This is a genomic window from Microbacterium resistens (genome assembly GCF_031456305.1).
GTDB lineage: Bacteria > Actinomycetota > Actinomycetes > Actinomycetales > Microbacteriaceae > Microbacterium > Microbacterium resistens_A.
The window spans coordinates 185,904-204,373 of record NZ_JAVDUM010000001.1 but is presented as its reverse complement, the minus strand read 5'-3'; the positions used below and the strand labels follow the sequence as shown (position 1 = coordinate 204,373).

Here is an 18,470-nt window from a genome sequence, read left to right as displayed (position 1 = left end):
CGCCCGCGCCGTACACTTGGCTGATGAGCGACGAGAGCCGTCCCCGTCTCCGCGACCTCCTGCAGAATCGGACCGTCTCGGGCGACCTCGAGCAGAAGCTGCCCTCCGGCCTGCGGATCGCCACGGCCTACGCCTGGCGCTTCCTCGTGATCGCCGCCGCGGTGGGCGTCTTCATCTGGCTGGTGATGCAGCTGAAGCTCCTGGTCATCCCGCTCCTCGTGGCGATCCTCGTCTCCGCACTGCTGTGGCCCGCGTTCGAGGCGATGCTGCGTCACCGCGTGCCGCGCTGGCTCGCCATCGTGATCTCCCTGGTCGGAACCCTTGCGATCGTGGTCGGTCTGCTCTGGCTCGCCGTCTGGCAGATCACGCAGCAATGGGGGGAGGTGCAGGCCAGGACCGGGCAGTCGATCGAGGACCTGCGCGTCTTCCTCATCGACGGGCCGTTCCATCTCTCGGCCGGGCAGATCGAGGAGTACGTCTCCCTGGGGCTGGCTCAGCTCCAGGAGCAGGCGCAGGCGCTCTGGTCCGGGGCGATGGCGATCGGGACCACGTTCGGCCACGTCCTGACCGGGGCGGTGCTCGCGCTGTTCATCCTGCTCTGCCTCCTCGCCGACGGTGCCGGCATCTGGCGATGGACCTCCCGCCTCTTCCCGCGCAAGGCGCGCCCCGCCGTCGACGCCGCCGCACGCAACGGTTGGGCAACCGTCGTGAACTATGCACGGACGCAGCTGCTCGTCGCCACCATCGACGCGATCGGCATCGGCCTCGGCGCCTTCCTCCTCGGTGTGCCGCTCGCGATCCCCGTCGCGGTGCTCGTGTTCCTCGGCTCGTTCGTCCCGATCGTCGGAGCGGTCGTCACCGGGGCGCTCGCGGTCTTCCTCGCGCTGGTCTACAACGGTCCGTGGATCGCGCTCTGGATGCTGCTGGTCGTGCTGGCCGTCCAGCAGCTGGAGGGGCACGTGCTGCAGCCGATCCTCATGGGCTCGGCCGTGAAGGTCCACCCCCTCGCCGTCGTCCTCGTCGTCGCGGGCGGCGCGATGATCGCCGGCATCCCCGGTGCGCTGTTCGCGGTGCCGCTGGCGGCGTTCATCAATGTCGCGGCGGTCACCATCAGCAGCGGCGCATGGCGCACCGGCGCCGACCCGAACGGGGACTACATCTGGAGCACCGTGCCGCGGGCACGGAGAGGAGCGAGACGATGACGACAGCCGATCCGATGCCGAGCCTTGCCGAGATCGAGGCCGCCGCGCGCGGTCTCGAGGGCGTGGTCACGCACACCCCTGCCCTGCCCTCGCGGGCGTTGGCGGATGCGATCGGCTCGCCGGTGCTGCTGAAGATGGAGAACCTGCAGCGCACCGGCTCGTTCAAGATCCGAGGCGCCGTGCACCGCCTCTCCCGGCTGACCGCGGAGGAGCGGGCACGGGGAGTGGTGGCCGCGTCCGCCGGCAACCACGCCCAGGGTGTCGCGCTGGCGGCGCAGGCGCTCGGGATCTCGGCGACCATCTTCATGCCGATCGGGGTCCCGGTTCCGAAACTGCTCGCCACACGCGGCTACGGCGCCGAGGTGGTGCTGGAGGGCGAGACGGTCGCGACGTCCCTGCGGCTCGCGGCCGAGTACGCCGAGCGGACCGGCGCCGTGCTCATCCATCCCTTCGATCACCGGGACGTCGTGGTGGGGCAGGGGACCCTCGGGCTGGAGATCATCGAGGACGTCCCCGACGTCGACACCGTGATCATGGGGATCGGCGGCGGCGGGCTCATCGCCGGGGTGTCTGCGGCGGTCAAGGCCGTCGCCGCGGCCCAGGGCCGGACGGTCCGCGTCATCGGCGTGCAGGCGGTGAACGCCGCGGCGATGCGGCCGTCGCTGGATGCCGGCGAGCCGGTGGAGATCCAGACCTCTCCCACCATCGCGGATGGGATCCTCGTGGCCAAGCCCGGTGACATTCCCTTCGGGATCGTCCGCGAGCTCGTCGACGAGGTCGTCACGGTGACCGATGACGACATTGCGCGGGCGCTGCTCGTGCTGCTGGAGCAGGCGAAGGTCGTGGTCGAGCCCGCCGGCGCCGTCGGCGTGGCCGCGCTCCTGGCCGGGAAGGTCACCGGCACGGGGACGACCGTGGCGGTGCTCTCGGGCGGGAACATCGATCCTCTGCTGCTGCAGCGGGTCGTGGCGCACGGGCTCGCCGCCTCCGGACGCTACCTCACGCTCCGGATCCCCCTGCCGGATCGTCCGGGTCAGCTCGCGCGCGTGTCCGAGCTCATCGCCAAGGCCGGGGCGAACGTCATCGAGGCCATGCACACCCGGCACGGGCACGGTCTGCAGATCAGCGAGGTGGTGCTGGAGCTGAGCGTCGAGACGCGCGGCCCCGAGCACTCCGAGCTGACGCTGGACACCCTCCGCGCCGCGGGCTTCGACCCGATCGTCGTCCCGGACTGATTCTCGTTCCCCCTCCGGGTCCGGCTCGGAGTCCGGCGGTTCGTCCGGGCACTGGGTTCGCCCCGCCGTGGCTACTTTTTTGCCCCGCCGTGGCAGTTTCTGTGGGTTGACGTGCCTGTCAACCCACCAGAACTGCCACGGCGGGGCAAAGTCGCGGCCGGGCGAATGCTGAGCGCGACGTCGAGGCGCGCGCGGCCGGGTCAGCCGGCGAAGGTCTCGACCTTGACGATCTCCACCGCGATCGATCGCCCGTTGGGGGCCTCGTAGGAGGTCTTCTCTCCCACCTTGAGGCCCTGGATGGCCGTCCCCAGCGGGCTCGCCTCGCTGTACACGTCGAGGTCCGTCCCCCCGGCGATCTCGCGGCTGCCGAGGAGGAAGACCTCCTCGCCGCCGGCGACGAGCGCCGTGACGACCGTGCCGGGCTCGACGACACCGCGGCTGGCCGGAGCCTCGCCGACCTTCGCCGTCTTCAGGAGCCCCTGGAGGGTGCGGATGCGCGCCTCCTGCTTGCCCTGCTCGTCCTTCGCGGCGTGGTAGCCGCCGTTCTCCTTCAGGTCGCCCTCTTCGCGGGCCGCTTCGATGCGCTTGGCGATCTCATCGCGGCCGACGGTGGACAGGTGCTCGAGCTCGGTGACGAGACGGTCGTACGCCTCCTGCGTGAGGAAGGGGACCTGTGCGTCGTTCGACACGGCGACACTCCTTTGGTCGAACCCCCGCGGCGGGAGCCGCGGGGGTATGGCAAAACGCCCCGGCACCGTGCCGGGGCGTCGTCGATCACATCGAGCCTATGCGACCCAGCAGGCGTTCACCAAACCCGTCGTCGCAAGGCCGAGCGTGGGAACGGTCTCCACGAACGCCCGCGAATGATCGGCCGAGGCGGGGTACTCGACGACCCGCCAGCCGACGATCCCGAACTCCTCGTCCTGTGCCTCGACGATGCAGTGGACCGTGCGATCGCGCGGTGCCGTGATCTGGAACGACACGGTCACCGTGTGCTCGTCGACGACCTCGTAGCCGGTGCCGGTGATGTCGACGGAGTCGGAGGAGGAGCGGACGGTGAGCCAGCCGGCGATGCCGATGACGACGGCCGCGACGATCCCGACGACGATCCACGGGAGGCGCCCACGAGGGGTGCGGCCATAGCGCTCGTCGAGCTGGGCGGGCGTCGTCACGGCGGGGGTCATCCGATCGTTAGGCTGGTGGTTCCAGGCTAACGCGTGATTCCGGGAAGGCGGACACATGATCGATGCGCTCCTTCGGGCGGCGGTCTCCCCGTCACCGACCCCGACCGTGGACCCGGAGCTGGTCACCCCCGGCCCGATCGGCTTCGGGATCATGGCCGTGCTGGTCGTGGGCGTGGTGCTGCTGATCTGGGACATGCAGCGCCGCATCCGCCGGGTGCGCTACCGCGAGGAGGTGCGTGCGGAGCTCGACGCCGAGGAACTGGCCGGCCGTGCCGCCGCTCCCGGCGACCCCGGCTCTCCTGCTCGCCCCGCACCGGACCCGGACGAGACCCCGGGCGCTCCTGGCGGAGTAGCCCCGAACCCTCCGCGTCGCTGACCAGGGTCGCCCTCGTCCGGCCTAGTCCATCCGGCTCCCGTCGCGAAATCGGCCGCGAGCGGACCGCTGAGGCGGCCGCTTTTGCGACGGGAACGCCGGGTGACGGCGCCAGGGCGACCGGCGTGGCGACGAAGGGGCGACGAGCGACCGGGGTCAGCCGGCGCTGCCGAGCGACGGCACGGCGGGGGAGATCGCGATCAGCAGGCATGCGGCCCAGTGGCACAGGAACGCCAGGACCGTGCAGACGTGGAAGATCTCGTGGAATCCGAAGTGACCGGGCCAGGGGTTCGGCCGCTTCAGCGCGTATACGATGGCCCCGCCGGTGTACAGCAGGCCGCCGACGATGACCAGGACCATCATCGCGACGTTCGCGTTCACCAGATCGACGATGTACATCACCGCGGCCCAGCCGAGCAGGATGTAGAGGGCGACGTAGAGCCAGCGCGGCGCGTTGATCCAGAGGACGCGGAACAGGATGCCCAGGATCGCACCGCTCCAGACCAGCACCAGCAGCAGCGCTCCCTTCTCCGGCGGGAGGGCGAGCGTTGCGATCGGCGTGTAGGTCCCCGCGATGAGCAGCAGGATGTTGGCGTGGTCGATGCGCTTGAGGATGCTCTTGACGCGCGGGCCCCAGTTGAAGCGGTGATAGACGGCCGAGTTGCCGAACAGCAGGAGGGACGTGGCCATGAACACCGCCGCGGCCCACTTCGCCGGGGTTCCGTTGGCGAGGACGATGAGGATCACCCCCGCCGCAATCGCAACGGGGAAGGTCCCGGCGTGGATCCAGCCGCGCCACGTGGGCTTGATCTCGACCTGCGCATCCTGCACGGCGGCGTCCAGCAGAGGGAGCTGAGGCACGTCAGGACCGGGGGATCGGGTGGCTCTGCTCATGCGCACACTCTAAGCCGTCCGGCATGCCGCGGGAGGCACATACGCCGCCTCGTGAGAAGTCCTGTTTCAAGGCATCCGGCGGGTTCGAGGCCATGCGCGATAGCGTAGGGGAGTGAGTGCACGGTCAGACCAGGGGAGCGGTCCGCTCTACCGGCTCTACATCCGCCGGCTGCGGCGCCGGATGGACCCCGCGACCATGCCCCACCATGTCGCGATGATGATCGACGGCAACCGGCGCTGGGCGCGGCAGCTCGGCTATGCGTCCGCCGCGCACGGGCATCGCGCGGGCGCCGCCAAGATGCACGAGTTCCTGGGCTGGTGCGACGATCTGGGGATCCGGGTGGTCTCGCTCTACCTCCTCTCCGCGGACAACATCCTCAAGCGCGATCAGGCGGAGCTCTCGGATCTGATCGAGATCATCGGGGAGCTAGCCGACGCCCTCTCGCACGAGGGCAACTGGCGGGTCAAGCACGTGGGCCGCTCGGAGGTCCTTCCGCAGCCCCTCGCCCGGGTGCTGGAGGACGCCGAGGCCCGGACGCGGGAGCACACCGGCCTGCACGTCAACCTCGCGGTCGGCTACGGGGGGCGCAACGAGATCGTCGACGCCGTGCGCAGCATCATCGCCGACCACGATGCATCGGGCGGGACGCTGGAGGATCTGGCCGCGCACCTGACGCCTGAGATGATCGGCGAGCACCTGTACACCGGAGGCCAGCCCGACCCCGACCTGGTGATCCGGACCAGCGGTGAGCAGCGGCTGAGCGACTTCCTGCTCTGGCAGAGCGCGCACAGCGAGTTCTACTTCGTCGAGGCGCTCGGCCCGGATCTCCGCGAGGTGGACTTCCTCCGGGCGATCCGCGACTTCGCCGATCGGGATCGCCGATTCGGCAAGTGAGCGGACCGGATCGGCGGTCGCATGTCACAATGACGCGGTGACCGCGATCCAGGACTACGCCGAGACCTTCACTGAGACGCCCGGATACCTGAACTGGGCGGCTTTCGGGCCGCTCTCGACCGCCGCCCGTGCGGCGACGGTCGCCGACAGTGCCCTGCTGTCCACCGGCCGACCCGCCGCGCTCGCCGCCGTGTGGGCGCGGGTGGACGAGGCCAGGGCGGGCCTTGCCGCGCTCCTCGGCGCGCAGGCGGACGACGTGACGCTGCAGGTGGCGTCCTCGCCCGGACTTCAGCACGCTCTCACCGGGCTGAGCGGGAAGGTCATGGCATCGACCGCGGAGTTCCCGAGCGTCACGGTCACGATCGATCGCGCCGCGGCGGCCTCGCGCGGGACGCTGACGGCACGCTGGTTCTCCCCGCCCCGCACGCATGTCACCCCGGAGGCGGTGGCCGAGGCGCTCGATGCGGATGTCACCGCGCTCGTGGTGAGCCATGTGGACTTCCGCAGTGGATACCGCGCCGATCTCGCGGGACTCCGAGAGGTGCTGGGCCCGGATCGTCTCCTCATCGTCGATGCGGTGCAGTCGTTCGGGGTCGTGGAGGAGGACTACGCCGTCGCCGACGTCGTCGTCGGGCACGGGTACAAGTGGCTGCGCGCCGGCCGCGGCACCGGCTTCGCACGCTTCACCGCTGTCGCGCGCGAGCGGATCGTCCCGGTGCTGAGCGGTTTCACAGCGACGACCGCGCCGGGGTTCTTCGTCGATGAGATCCCGGACGCCGCCGCGAGCGGGCAGGCGTATGCGACCAGTTCTCCCGACCATCTCGCAGCGGGGCGCCTCTCGGCAGGGCTGGCCGAGATCCGCGCGGTGGGCGTCCGGTCCGTCGCCGACCGCCTCGCCGCGAACGTGGATGCCGTGATCGAGATCGCCGACCGGCATGGCGTGCCGGTCGTCTCGCCGCGCGAGCAGGAGCGGCGCGCCGGGATCGTGGTGCTCGAGCCCGAGGATCCTGCCGGCTTCGGCGCCGTCCTCGCCGATGCCGGCGTCACGGTGACCGTGCGGACTGGATCGGTACGCGTCGCCCCGCACGCGGGCACGGGCGCCGAGACGCTCGCGATGTTCGACGATGCGGTGGCCGCGGCGGCAAAGTTCACCCGCCGGTAACCGACTCGTCGCGTGTCGGAGCGTGCGGCCGACGCCTCGCGGACGTACCTTCGGGGCATCGGGCACGGTGCCCGGTCGGGTCGGCCTTCTGGATCGCGACTCGTGGCCCTGGCCGATTCGCCTATCACCGGGAAGAACCCGGGTCGGGAGAGGGTCGTGGCCGCACAGTTCACCAAGCAGGCAGCACACCGGAGCAGCACCCGCACCAGCACCGGAGGGACACCTGATCAGGACCTTCGGACGTACGTGCTGGACACGTCCGTGCTCCTGTCGGACCCCCAGGCGTTCTTCCGGTTCGCCGAGCACTCGATCGTCCTGCCCGTCGTGGTGATCGGGGAGCTGGAGGGCAAGCGCCACGATCCCGAGATCGGGTACTTCGCCCGTCAAGCGCTCCGTCACCTCGACGAGCTGCGCATCGAGCACGGGCGCCTCGACTTCCCGGTGCCGATCGGCGAGGGCGGGACGTTGCGGGTCGAGCTCAACAACACCGACCAGTCGGTGCTCCCGAGCGGGATCCGTCTGAACGACAACGACAGTCGCATCCTCGCCGTCGCGATGCACCTCGCGCAGGACGGCCAGGACGTCACGATCGTCTCGAAGGACCTCCCGATGCGGGTCAAGGCCGCATCTCTCGGTCTCAACGCGGAGGAGTACCTCGCGGAGCAGGCTGTGGACTCGGGGTGGACCGGCATCACCACCCTCGATCTGTCCGGCGATGAGATCAGCGATCTGTACGAGAGCGAGGTCGGCACGAGCCTGGACGCCATCGGCCTTCCCGTGAACGCCGGCCTCATCATCCGCTCCGAGCGCGGGGCGGCGCTCGGCCGGGTGACCGGGGACGGCGAGTTCGCGCTGGTCCGCGGAGACAGGGAGGTCTTCGGGCTGCACGGGCGATCGGCGGAGCAGCGGATCGCGATCGACCTCCTGCTCGATCCCGAGGTCGGAATCGTGTCCCTCGGCGGACGCGCGGGGACGGGCAAGTCCGCCCTCGCCCTCTGCGCGGGTCTGGAGGCGGTGCTGGAGCGGCAGCAACAGAAGAAGATCATCGTGTTCCGCCCGCTGTTCGCGGTGGGCGGCCAGGAGCTCGGCTACCTTCCCGGCGACCAGGGCGAGAAGATGAACCCCTGGGGGCAGGCGGTCTACGACACCCTCGGCTCGGTGGTCTCCGGCAACGTGATCGACGAGGTCCTGGAGCGCGGGATGCTCGAGGTCCTCCCGCTCACCCACATCCGCGGGCGGTCCCTGCACGACGCCTTCGTGATCGTGGACGAGGCGCAGTCGCTGGAGAGGAACGTCCTGCTGACGGTCCTCAGCCGCATGGGGCAGAACTCCCGGGTCGTGCTGACGCACGACGTCGGCCAGCGCGACAATCTCCGCGTCGGACGTCACGACGGCATCGCCAGCGTGATCGAGACCCTCAAGGGGCATGAGCTCTTCGGCCACGTGACCCTGCAGCGTTCGGAGCGTTCCGCGATCGCCGCCCTCGTCACGGAGCTCCTGGAGGGCGGCGAGCTCAGCTGATCCGGACGGGATGGCCACGGCCGGTCCGTTCCTTCCGGGCCGGTCCGGGCCGTCTCGATCCGGTCCGTCCTTCTCGGTTCTTCCGCGGTGCACCTGCACGACACTGTCACGGGTGCACGACCGGATCGCGTAGATGGTTGTGCACCCGTGACGAGGTCGTGCACCTGTCCGTGTGCATTGAGTTGTGCGCCCGCGGAGTGACGGGAACGCCGGCAGCCATGGTCGCGATCGGGATCGGCTCGGACATCAGACCCGGTCCTGGGCGCGGCCGAGGGCGGCGAGGACGGCGGAGCGCACCGACGGCCAGTCGTGGACGATCTGGGCGTAGTCGAAGCGGAGCGTCTCGTAGCCGAGACGGGATGACGCTGCGTCGCGGACGAGGTCCTTGTGGCGGTGGGAGTCGCCATCGTGGTTCTCCCGTCCATCCGCTTCGAGGATGAGACGGTCCTCGATCAAGAAGTCGACGCGTCCGACGCCATCGATCAGGACCTGACAGCGGACGCGGATGCCGAGGAGATGCAGCCGTAGCCGGAGCAGGGACTCGATGCCGCTGTCGGCGTCCGGTCTGGCGAGATCGACGAGCCAGCGTGCGCTCGCCGGCAGTGCCCGGCGGATCCTCGCCCGCGCCGTGGAAGAGAGCCGAGATTGACGCCACGCGGATTCGTAAGCGGCGAAGAAGGCCTCGTCGCCGGCGCATTCGAGGAGGTGGACGAGGGCGATCTCGATGGCGACGACACCGAAGCGGGTCGGTCCGTGGAAGAAGTGGCCGATGCATCGGCATCGCTCATGCGGATGGACCCGGCCGTTCCGGCCGAGCCAGACATGGAGCGGGCCATCGTCGAGAACCCAGATCCCGTGCGCGCGGAGAGCCGTGCCGCAGGTCAGCGCGCCGCCGTGCGCCGCAGCCGTCATCGCGTTCGGATCAGCGGATGGGACAGCGAAGACGCCCGGTCGGACTCGGAGGATCTCCCCGGCGTCCACGGCTCGCGCGAGTGCTCGACGCGAGGTGCCGAGCCGTTGCAGCGCGGAGCCGCGGGCGATCCCGCCGAGACCGTCCAGAAGCGTTGTGGGGTGGAGCATCCGACCAGGATGTCGCCCGATCGGATGCGGTGAGGCGCGCGCTGCGGAACCGGTGGAGAGCCTCGGCGCGGACGCGGCTTGTGGAGGACGTTCGTCCGTGCCCCGAGAGGCGTACACCTGCACGACTCGATCACGGATGCACGACCGAGTGGGGGACTTGGTCGTGCATCCGTGATCTGATCGTGCAGCCGTGACGACCCGAGCGGCCTTGAAGATCCGGAGGCGCCGGAAGCGCCCCGAAAGGCCCCCCGGGGATCAGGCCTCGGCGGCCGGCTCCTCCGGGGACTGGCGGCCGTTCTCCCGCTTCCGGCGTGCCAGCAGCGCGAGACCGGCGACGGCGAGGGCGCCGGCTCCGGCGAGGAGGCCCCCGACATCGCCGCCGCCACCGGTCGTCGCCAGCGGCCCGGAGGGCGAGATCGGCGAGGGGGTGGGGGCGGGGGTGCCGCCCGGCGTGGGCGTCGAAGTCGCGGACGGGGAGGGGGTCGGCGTCGGCGTGCTCGTCGGACCGGGCGTCGCAGTCGGACTGGGAGTCGGGGTAGGCGTCGGCGTCACGACGACGGTGGGCATCACCTGCACCACGGTGGGGCGGGGGATCGACGTGGTGCCGCCGCCCAGGCCCGCGAGCGGAGCCGGACGCATGGCGTCGGGGAACTGCGAGGTGGGAGCCTCGAAGGACCCGTCCTCACCCGGATGCTGGACCGCCACGAAGACATGCCACTCGTCGTCGTGGATCACCGGTCCGCAGGTCTCCGCCTCCCGCGGGACCGAGAGGAACTGCTCGACCTTCCCGCGGTCGGTGCCGTCCAGCGTCACACGGAACAGCCCGTCGTTGTAGCCGATGGTGCTGGGTGCCCCGTCGGTCGAGATCCACAGCGCTCCGGCCGAGTCGAACGCGAGGTTGTCGGGGCAGGAGATGGGCGAGACCTGATCGACGGGGAAGCCGGAGAAGTAGGCCGTCGGGTTCTGCGCCGGGTCGCCGGCGACGAGGAGCAGCGTCCAGGTGAAGGTCGTGGCGGTCTGGTCGCCGTCGTCCTCGGTGATCTCGACGATGTGGCCGTCCCGGTTCTTCGTGCGGGGGTTGGTCTCGTCCGGTGCCGCGTTGTCCCCCACACCGCGATTGGAGTTGTTCGTGCACGCGACGTAGACACGCCCCGTCGTGGGGTGCGGCTGGACGTCCTCGGGCCGGTCCATCTTGGTCGCGCCGGCGCGGTCGGCGGCGAGCCGCGTGTACACCAGCACCTCTTCGACCGACATGCCCTCGATCGCCGAGGCGCCGTTCACGACCAGCGGGAGCCATTCGCCCGTGCCGCCGAAGCCGCCGTCGGTCGGGACCGCTCCCGAGCCGTCGATCTCGGAGGCCGGCGAGTCCCCGGAGAAGCGTGCGACATAGAGGTCGCCGTTCTCGAGCAGGGTCATGTTGTGGCGGCGGTCGCCGTCGACGTAGGCGTCCCGGGAGACGAACTTGTAGAGGTAGTCGAAGCGCTCGTCGTCACCGGTGTACGCGACGACCTTGCCGTTCGCCGCCACGATGACGTTCGCCCCCTCGTGCTTGAGGCGCCCGAGCGACGTGTGCTTGCGGGGCGTCGACGTCGGGTCGGTCGGATCGATCTCGACGATCCAGCCGAAACGGTTGACCTCGTTCTCGTTCCCCGGGGTGCGCGCGTCGAAGCGCGGGTCGAGCTCCTCCCACCCGCGGGCGGTCGCCTTGTCCTGCAGACCGTAGCGGCGATCGCTCGCCGAGATCCCGCCGGAGCGGAAGTACCCGTTGAAGTTCTCCTCGCCGCTGAGGATCGTGCCCCATGGGGTCGTCCCGCCCGAGCAGTTCCCGAAGGTGCCGAGCGGAGTCGTCCCCGCGGGGTCGGCCGCGGTGCGCAGGAGCGCGCCTCCTGCCGCCGGACCCGTGAAGGAGTAGGGGGTGTCGTCCAGGTACCGGCGGTTGAGGGGTGCGCCGACGATCGGTGTCCACGGCGCGGTCTCGTTCGACCTGCTCAGCTCGACGACGCTCAGCCCGTGCGCCTTGAGCCCGACACGGCGCACCCGCTCGGTCTCGCTCGCGAGCTGAGCCGCCGGGAACATGATCCCCTCGTTCGTGTACTCGTGGTTGACGAAGAGGATGGCCGTCGTCGGCGAGGTGCGGATGACGTCGGTGTAGTCGACGTTGTAGCCGAACTGGCGGGCCTGGGCCTCCGGCGTCTGATTGGCGGGGTCGAAGGCGGGGCTGTCGGCGAAGAGCGGGTCGCCCCAGCGGATGATCGGCGTCCAGTCGAAGCCGTCCGGGACCGCGAACGTGTCGACGGTGTGGGCGACCGGGTCGATGGGGGTGAAGCCGAAGGCGCCGGTGCCGCCGACGGGCGCCATCGGCACGCCGGTCGCCGCCGCGGCGGCCTGTCCGCCGGAGAGAGACGGGGCGAGGACGATGGCCGCAGCGCCAACGGCCCCGAAGCCCAGCAGCGCACGCCGCGAGAGCTGGGCGTCCACGATGTCGCGGAAGTAGCCGTTGGAGGATTCGTTGCACACGCCCTGGGCGCAGGCGTTCCCGCACTTGAGGTGGCAGGTGACGGCACTGCGCTTGCCTTTGACGTGTTGTGCCATAGGCAACGAGGTGCGACCGATGTTGATGACCATGTGGGCTCCTGAGCACGAAGGACGACGTCGTTGGTCGAGCCGGAAGGGCCCGCCGTGCCAGCACAGCAACCCCGGGTGTCCGGAAGGTGACATCGAGCCGAAATCCGGATGACGGGTCCGACCGATGACGAGGTACGCGCGCCCCGCTGCACGACGGAGGGCCCGGGAGGACGAATCCTCCCGGGCCCTCCATGCGTGTCTCTCAGCCGGCGTGCGTCATCGAGAGCAGGTCGAGCTTCTGATCCAGCACCTCGAGGGTGATCTCGCCGCGCTCGACGTAGCCGAGGTCGATCACCGCGTCACGGACGGTGATGCCCTTCGCGACCGCGTGCTTGGCGATCTTCGCCGCGGCCTCGTAGCCGATGACCTTGTTCAGGGGTGTGACGATCGAGGGCGACATGCCGGCGAAGGCGGCGGCGCGCTCGACGTTGGCCTGCAGCCCGTCGACGGTCTTGTCGGCGAGGACCCGCACGGCGTTCGCGAGGAGGCGGATGGACTCCAGGAGCGCGGTGCCCATGACCGGGATGGCCACGTTGAGCTCGAAGGAGCCCGAGGCTCCGGCCCAGGCGACGGTCGCGTCGTTGCCGATGACGCGCGCGCAGACCATGAGGACGGCCTCAGGGACGACGGGGTTGACCTTGCCGGGCATGATCGAGGACCCGGGCTGGAGGTCGGGGATGTGCAGCTCCCCGAGGCCGGTGTTCGGGCCGGAGCCCATCCAGCGCAGGTCGTTGTTGATCTTGGTCAGGGACACCGCGATGGTGCGCAGCGCGCCGGACGCCTCGACGAGGCCGTCGCGGTTGGCCTGGGCCTCGAAGTGGTCCTTCGCCTCGGTGACCGGCAGCTCGGTCTCGGCGGCGAGCAGCGCGATGACCTTCTGCGGGAAGCCGAGCGGCGTGTTGATGCCGGTGCCGACCGCGGTGCCGCCCAGCGGGACCTCCGCGACGCGGGGGAGCGCGGCCTGGACGCGCTCGATGCCGAGGCGGATCTGGCGGGCGTAGCCGCCGAACTCCTGGCCGAGGGTGACGGGCGTCGCGTCCATGAGGTGCGTGCGTCCGGACTTGACCGCGTCCTTCCACAGCACGGCCTTCGCCTCGAGCGCGACCGCGAGGTGGTCCAGCGCCGGGATGAGGGTGTCGATGAGCGCCTGCGTGACGGCGATGTGCACCGAGGTCGGGAACACGTCGTTGGACGACTGTGAGGCGTTCACATGGTCGTTCGGATGCACGGTCGCCCCGAGGATGCGGGTCGCGAGGGTCGCCAGGACCTCGTTCATGTTCATGTTCGACGACGTGCCGGAACCGGTCTGGTAGGTGTCGACGGGGAACTGGCCGTCGTGCTTGCCGGCCGCCACCTCATCGGCGGCCTGCGCGATGGCGTCGGCGATGCCGCCGTCCAGCGTGCCCAGCTCCTTGTTCGCGAGGGCTGCGGCCTTCTTGATGCGGGCGAGCGCGGCGATCTGCGCGGACTCGAGCCCCTTCCCGGAGATCGGGAAGTTCTCCACCGCGCGCTGGGTCTGCGCGCCGTAGAGCGCGTTGACAGGCACCCGCACCTCGCCCATGGTGTCGTGTTCGATGCGGTACTCGATGTCGGTCACGGCTGTTCCTCCAGAGGTGACGGTAGCCGGCTATGAGGCCGGGGTGGCAAGGGCCGCGTCGTCGGCGAGGCCCACGGAGACGATGGGCACGGCCGTGCCCTCGGTGAGTCGGTAGTTGGCGCCGACGATGCCGAGGCGCCCTTCCGCGACGGCGGCGCTGATCAGCTCGGACGACTGCAGCACGTCGCCGACGGTGTTGCGCAGATGTTCGCGCCCGACGAGCTCGGCGTCGATGTCCTCGGGGCGCGATCCGCCGGCGGCGGCGAGGACCTTCCGCGCCGCCGGGACGATCGGCGCGATGAGCTTCCAGATGTGCGGGGGCAGGGGGGCGGCGTCGATCGCGGTGCCGTCGATCGCCGCGCGGACCGCGCCGCACTCGTCGTGCGCCAGGACCACGATGAGGGGGACGCCGAGGATCTCCACCGCGTACTCCAGGCTCGCCACGATCGACTCGCCGAGCACCTGGCCCGCGTTCCGCACGACGAAGAGGTCGCCCAGGCCCTTGTCGAAGATGATCTCGGCGGCCAGGCGCGAGTCGGAGCAGCCGAAGAGCGTCGCCATGGGCGCCTGGCCCTCGGCGAGCTCGTTCCGCTTCCCGACGTCCTGGTTCGGGTGGGCGGGGGAGCCGGCGACGAAGCGGCGGTTGCCGTCGAGCATCTGCTGCCAGGCCTCGTCGGGGGTCAGCCGGGATCGGTGCGGGATCATCGTGTCCCCTCGACCGCGTCCAGCTGGGGGGCGAGGCTCTCGGCCAGCCCCGCGGCGGTCTTCTCGCTCAGCGACCCGTAGATCAGTACGTAGTCGGGCCCTGCGGCCGTCCCCAGCGCGTAGGAGACGTTCGCCGAGTCGGCGGGGCGCGCGACCTTGTAGACGTCCCAGTCGCGTCCGGCGATCGAGACCGTGCCGTCCTTCGGGGTGCCCTTCAGGGGCGTCGCGGCCCAGGAGGCGCCGACGTCGACGGCCTGTGCGATGTGGGCGAATCCGCGGTCGTTGTCGCCGGTGGGGGCGATCGTGACGTCCCAGACGGTCACGGCGCCGCCGGTGAGCTCGGCGCGGTTGACCGCCCAGCCCTCCGGGACCTCGGGGAGGACGACCGGCCCGCCGATCGCGGTCTCGGCGTTCGCGGCGATGCCGGGGAGGTCGATCGGCGGCTTCGGAGCCGGCTCGCCGCGGGGGACGATGAGGACGATCACGATCACGACGGCCAGCGTCACCACGAGCGCGGCGATCAGGCTGCGGAAGTTCTGGCTGGAGCGGTAGGCCGCCGACGACGCCGCCTTGCGCTCAGCGGTCTCCGACGGGGTCTCCGGACGGCCGAGCTCGGCGACGACGGGTGCGGAGGGGCGGCTCACGATGCGGCCTCCTCGGCGACACCGCGCGCGGCGTCGAGGCGACGCTTGGCGCCGAGGAGCCATTCCTCGCACCGCAGGGCGAGCGCCTCGCCGCGCTCCCACAGCGCGAGGGACTGCTCCAGCGTCGGCGCTCCCTGCTCGAGCTCCGCGACGACCCGGACGAGCTCGTCCCTGGCCTCCTCGAAGGTGAGCGTCGCGGGATCGGCGGGACGGATCGCCCCGGGGCTCGCAGACTCCTCGCTCACGGTCACCCCACCATCCTAGCCGCGCACCCCCGACGTCCGATCCGAGCGGGCGGGCGATGATGTGCCGTCCGCCTGCTCGCCCGTCGCTTCCGCCGCGTCCATCGTGTCCGGGGCCGTCGGGGACTCCGGTATCTCGGGGATCTCGCCGTCGGAGATCGCGCGGATCGAGCCGCGGTCGACCGTGATCGTCAGAGGCGTCCCGTGCGGGGCGGCGGCCGCGTCGCGCAGGATGACCCCGCCGTCGAGGTGGGCGATCGCATAGCCCCGAGCCAGGGTGGCCGCCGGCGACAGGGCGCGCAGCGACGCGCGCAGCTCCACGGTGTGCCGCGTCCCGCGGTCGACGCCGCGGACCACGGCCTCGCGTCCTCGGGCGGCGAGCAGGTGGATCTCCTGGGCCCGGCGATCGATGAGCGGCTCGGGCGAGCGGAGCACGGGACGCGAGCGGAGCTGTTCCAGCTGGGCGATGTCGTGCGTGACGCGCTGCGAGACCCGTGTGGTCGCGCGGGAGCGCAGCTGCGCGATGAGCGCGCGCTGCTCGCCGACGTCCGGGACGACGCGCTTCGCCGCATCCGTCGGCGTGGAGGCACGCAGGTCGGCGACATCGTCGAGCAGCGGGTGGTCGTTCTCGTGCCCGATGGCGCTGACGACGGGCGTGGCGGCCGCGGCGACCGCACGCACGAGGCGCTCGTCGCTGAAGCCCAGGAGCGTCTGCGGGTCGCCGCCGCCGCGGGCGATGACGATCACGTCGACCTCGGGGTCGGCGTCGAGCGTCCGGAGCGCGGCGAGCGTCTCGGGGACGCAGCGCTCGCCCTGGACCGCCGCGTGGACCGTGCGGAACCGCACCTGCGGCCAGCGCAGCTCGGCGTTGCGGTGCACATCCTTCTCCGCATCGGAGTTCTCACCGGTGATGAGACCGATCACGTGGGGGAGGAACGGCAGTGGTCGTTTGCGAGCCGGGTCGAACAGACCCTCCTGGCGCAGCTGGGCGCGCAGGCGCTCCAGACGCTCCAGCTGGTCGCCGAGTCCGACGTGCTTGATGGTCGACACCGCGAAGCTGAAGTCGCCGGCCTTGACGAAGTAGTCCGCCTTCACCGCGGCGACCACGTGATCGCCCACGCCGAGGTCGGAGGGGATCCGCGCGCGGACGCTCGACCAGATCCGGATCGAGATCTGCGCGTCCGAGCGGGTGTCCTTGAGCCGTGCGAACACGTTGCCGCCGCGGAGGTTCCAGGAGGTGATCTCGCCCTCGACCCACACGGTGTTCCACCGGGCGATGAAGTCGCGGATGGTGGCGTTCAGCCGCGCGACGGAGGTGGGCGCCTCCGAGGTGGAGTCGCGGGGCGCGACGGAGTCGGCGGGCGGCGCCTCCCCCGGCACATGCGCAGGCTCGAAAGAGGTCATCCCCAGCTCCTCCCCGGTACCGCGCCGGTAGACTCGGCGTGTGATGTCGACTGCTGTTTCGCTGCCCGTGCCGCAGGTGCCCCGTGCGCGCCGGTCCGAGGTGCGGGAGCGCCTTCAGGATAACCCGGTGGACGGACACAAGCGGGTGCTGCTGGCAGCTCCCCGAGGATACTGCGCGGGCGTGGACCGTGCGGTCATCGCCGTCGAGAAGGCGCTCCAGCGGTTCGGGGCGCCCGTGTACGTGCGCAAGCAGATCGTCCACAACATCCACGTCGTCACCGAGCTCGAGGCCCAGGGGGCGATCTTCGTCGAGGAGGTCGACGAGGTGCCCGAGGGCGCCCATGTCGTCTTCAGCGCGCACGGCGTCTCGCCGGCCGTCGTGTCCGCGGCCTCGGACCGGGGGCTCCACGCGATCGATGCGACGTGCCCGCTGGTGACCAAGGTGCACCGCGAGGCCGTCCGATTCGCCCGTGACGACTACGAGATCCTGCTCATCGGCCACGAGGGCCACGAAGAGGTCGAGGGGACGGCGGGCGAGGCGCCCGACAACGTCACCATCGTCAACTCGCCGGATGAGGCGGACGTCGTCGAGGTCAAGGACCCCTCGAAGGTGGTCTGGCTCTCGCAGACGACCCTCTCGGTGGACGAGACCATGGAGACCGTGAACCGGCTGCGCGTGCGGTTCCCCGAGCTGCACGATCCGCCGTCGGACGACATCTGCTACGCCACGCAGAACCGTCAGGTCGCGATCAAGAAGGTCGCGAGGGACGCGGAGCTCGTGATCGTGGTGGGCTCCGCCAACTCCTCCAACAGCGTTCGCCTGGTGGAGGTCGCGCTCGAGCACGGCGCCACCGCCGCCTATCGCGTGGACTATGCGGACGAGGTGCGCCAGGAGTGGCTGGACGGGGTCTCCACCGTCGGCGTCACCAGCGGCGCATCGGTGCCGGAGGTGCTGGTCGAGGAAGTGCTGGAGGCGCTCGCCGAGGCCGGCTACGGGGACGTCGAGGAGGTGCGCACCGCGGAGGAGGACCTCATGTTCTCCCTGCCGAAGGAGCTGCGACAGGACAACGCGGGACAGCGCGACGCGCGCGCTCTCGGCGGACGGGTCGGTCGCTGACCGTGACGGACGCCCGGCCGCAGTTCGGCGAGTACGCGACGCCCGAGGAGCAGGACCGACGCGCGGGACGCGATCTGGTCACCCCGCCGCCCGCGGGCGTGGTCGCTGCGGCGACCGAGCCCGCGATCGCGGCTCCGCAGGCCGGGGCTGCGGCTGAGGTCGCGGACCGCGGGAGGAACCGCCCCATCGGGCGTGCCGTCACGCTCGCGCTCCTCGCCTACGGCCTGGTCAACGTGATCATGACGGTGGTCGCCTACGGCGACGTCCCGCGCCTCATGAACCAGAGCATGAAGCTGATCGGCGTCGAGGGGGAGTTCACGAACTTCGAGGCGGGGAAGACGTGGGGCATGATCGCGTCGATCGTCCTCATCCTCGGCTGGACCGTGACCGCCGCCCTATCGGTGCTGCAGCTGCGTCGTCGGCGCTCGACCTGGTGGATCCCACTGGTCGGCGCGGTCGTCACGACGATCGCCGCCTCCCTCTGCCTCAGCGTGCCGATGTTCGCCGATCCCGCCTTCATCGCCTACATGGACACCGTTCGCGGCGGCTGACGCCCCGGACCCGGGCTCAACGCCTTGACTCGCGCCGCT

The 18,470-nt window shown here is 70.8% G+C and carries 18 protein-coding genes; 8 read left to right on the top strand and 10 right to left on the bottom strand.

From position 1 onward, the window contains the following. Positions 1-23: 23 nt before the first annotated feature. On the top strand, positions 24-1,202 hold the full coding sequence (locus J2Y69_RS01000) for an AI-2E family transporter (RefSeq protein ID WP_310016621.1): 1,179 nt from the start codon (positions 24-26) through the stop codon (positions 1,200-1,202). Then, a complete protein-coding gene (ilvA, locus tag J2Y69_RS00995; RefSeq protein WP_310016619.1) occupies positions 1,199-2,437 on the top strand; it encodes a threonine ammonia-lyase in 1,239 nt (412 codons plus the stop codon). Before J2Y69_RS01000 ends, ilvA begins: the two co-directional genes overlap by 4 nt. A gap of 200 nt (positions 2,438-2,637) precedes the next feature. On the opposite strand, the gene greA is transcribed toward ilvA, so the two are convergent. Continuing rightward, positions 2,638-3,126: a transcription elongation factor GreA gene (greA, locus tag J2Y69_RS00990; protein ID WP_310016617.1), complete on the bottom strand. Its 489-nt coding sequence runs from the start codon at positions 3,124-3,126 to the stop codon at positions 2,638-2,640. 96 nt (positions 3,127-3,222) lie between these two features. Further along, positions 3,223-3,621 carry a DUF4307 domain-containing protein gene (locus J2Y69_RS00985; protein WP_310016615.1) on the bottom strand — a complete coding sequence of 133 codons (399 nt, stop codon included), beginning with the start codon at positions 3,619-3,621 and terminating at the stop codon, positions 3,223-3,225. 55 nt (positions 3,622-3,676) lie between these two features. Between J2Y69_RS00985 and J2Y69_RS00980 the strand changes: the two genes are divergently transcribed. Then, positions 3,677-3,997 carry a hypothetical protein gene (locus J2Y69_RS00980; protein WP_310016612.1) on the top strand — a complete coding sequence of 107 codons (321 nt, stop codon included), beginning with the start codon at positions 3,677-3,679 and terminating at the stop codon, positions 3,995-3,997. Positions 3,998-4,150: 153 nt separating this feature from the next. Here the strand turns inward: J2Y69_RS00980 and trhA are convergent, their stop codons facing one another. Continuing rightward, complete coding sequence (gene trhA / locus J2Y69_RS00975) at positions 4,151-4,888, bottom strand: PAQR family membrane homeostasis protein TrhA (protein WP_310016611.1); 738 nt, start codon at positions 4,886-4,888, stop codon at positions 4,151-4,153. A 112-nt stretch (positions 4,889-5,000) separates the two neighbouring features. Here trhA and J2Y69_RS00970 point away from each other — a divergent pair, with 112 nt between their 5' ends. The 3 genes from J2Y69_RS00970 (at position 5,001) to J2Y69_RS00960 (ending at position 8,466) form a co-directional block, all read left to right on the top strand. Continuing rightward, positions 5,001-5,783, top strand: coding sequence for an isoprenyl transferase (locus J2Y69_RS00970; RefSeq protein ID WP_310016609.1), 783 nt, complete (start codon positions 5,001-5,003; stop codon positions 5,781-5,783). 37 nt (positions 5,784-5,820) lie between these two features. After that, complete coding sequence (locus tag J2Y69_RS00965; RefSeq protein WP_310016608.1) at positions 5,821-6,945, top strand: aminotransferase class V-fold PLP-dependent enzyme; 1,125 nt, start codon at positions 5,821-5,823, stop codon at positions 6,943-6,945. A gap of 246 nt (positions 6,946-7,191) precedes the next feature. Continuing rightward, positions 7,192-8,466 carry a PhoH family protein gene (locus J2Y69_RS00960; RefSeq protein WP_310017011.1) on the top strand — a complete coding sequence of 425 codons (1,275 nt, stop codon included), beginning with the start codon at positions 7,192-7,194 and terminating at the stop codon, positions 8,464-8,466. A 246-nt stretch (positions 8,467-8,712) separates the two neighbouring features. On the opposite strand, the gene J2Y69_RS00955 is transcribed toward J2Y69_RS00960, so the two are convergent. From J2Y69_RS00955 to xseA, 7 genes are all read right to left on the bottom strand, one after another. Next, positions 8,713-9,546, bottom strand: a complete 834-nt coding sequence (locus J2Y69_RS00955; protein ID WP_310016607.1) for a DUF559 domain-containing protein — start codon at positions 9,544-9,546, stop codon at positions 8,713-8,715. A gap of 255 nt (positions 9,547-9,801) precedes the next feature. Continuing rightward, positions 9,802-12,171: a PhoX family protein gene (locus J2Y69_RS00950; RefSeq protein WP_310016606.1), complete on the bottom strand. Its 2,370-nt coding sequence runs from the start codon at positions 12,169-12,171 to the stop codon at positions 9,802-9,804. A 202-nt stretch (positions 12,172-12,373) separates the two neighbouring features. Further along, positions 12,374-13,768: a class II fumarate hydratase gene (locus J2Y69_RS00945; RefSeq protein ID WP_310016605.1), complete on the bottom strand. Its 1,395-nt coding sequence runs from the start codon at positions 13,766-13,768 to the stop codon at positions 12,374-12,376. A 30-nt stretch (positions 13,769-13,798) separates the two neighbouring features. Further along, entirely contained in the window at positions 13,799-14,473 is a 675-nt protein-coding gene (locus J2Y69_RS00940) for a carbonic anhydrase (RefSeq protein ID WP_310016604.1), read from the bottom strand. After that, positions 14,470-15,117, bottom strand: a complete 648-nt coding sequence (locus J2Y69_RS00935; RefSeq protein ID WP_310016603.1) for a DUF4245 family protein — start codon at positions 15,115-15,117, stop codon at positions 14,470-14,472. The genes J2Y69_RS00940 and J2Y69_RS00935 overlap by 4 nt, the downstream gene beginning before the upstream one ends. After that, on the bottom strand, positions 15,114-15,362 hold the full coding sequence (locus tag J2Y69_RS00930) for an exodeoxyribonuclease VII small subunit (RefSeq protein WP_396653019.1): 249 nt from the start codon (positions 15,360-15,362) through the stop codon (positions 15,114-15,116). The genes J2Y69_RS00935 and J2Y69_RS00930 overlap by 4 nt, the downstream gene beginning before the upstream one ends. Before the next feature lie 15 nt (positions 15,363-15,377). Then, positions 15,378-16,763: an exodeoxyribonuclease VII large subunit gene (xseA, locus tag J2Y69_RS00925; RefSeq protein WP_310016601.1), complete on the bottom strand. Its 1,386-nt coding sequence runs from the start codon at positions 16,761-16,763 to the stop codon at positions 15,378-15,380. A gap of 43 nt (positions 16,764-16,806) precedes the next feature. Here xseA and J2Y69_RS00920 point away from each other — a divergent pair, with 43 nt between their 5' ends. Further along, on the top strand, positions 16,807-17,880 hold the full coding sequence (locus tag J2Y69_RS00920; RefSeq protein WP_310016600.1) for a 4-hydroxy-3-methylbut-2-enyl diphosphate reductase: 1,074 nt from the start codon (positions 16,807-16,809) through the stop codon (positions 17,878-17,880). Between the two features lie 2 nt (positions 17,881-17,882). Continuing rightward, on the top strand, positions 17,883-18,431 hold the full coding sequence (locus J2Y69_RS00915) for a DUF6264 family protein (RefSeq protein ID WP_310016599.1): 549 nt from the start codon (positions 17,883-17,885) through the stop codon (positions 18,429-18,431). Positions 18,432-18,470 lie beyond the last annotated feature (39 nt).